Genomic DNA, 306 nt, shown 5'->3' on the forward strand with positions numbered 1-306 from the left:
GAATTCGCCACGCATATTAAAACGTGTTTCTTTATTATGACTCCACCATCCAGCAAATCGATTTAAATCTTTTCTATAGGCATGTCTTTCATGTACAAAACACCATGCTAAGCTTCCGGGACCAGAATTTAAATATTTGTAAGTGCACCACGCTGCAAAATCTGCTCCAGAATCATGTAAATTCAGTTGTACATTACCTGCACCGTGCGCACAATCAAAACCAACAATACATCCATGTTTATGTCCTAAATCAGTAATGCGCTTTAAATCGAAAAACTGGCCAGTGTAGTAGTTAACTCCACCAAT

1 protein-coding gene is annotated in these 306 nt (G+C 38.2%); it reads right to left on the reverse strand.

What is annotated here, in order from left to right; translation table 11 throughout:
• Positions 1 to 306, reverse strand: a 306-nt coding sequence (locus EYD46_RS17625) for an aminotransferase class V-fold PLP-dependent enzyme (protein WP_130938490.1), incomplete at both ends; no start/stop codon positions are given.

It is taken from the genome of Hyunsoonleella pacifica, from assembly GCF_004310335.1.
GTDB classification, from domain to species: Bacteria; Bacteroidota; Bacteroidia; order Flavobacteriales; family Flavobacteriaceae; genus Jejuia; species Jejuia pacifica.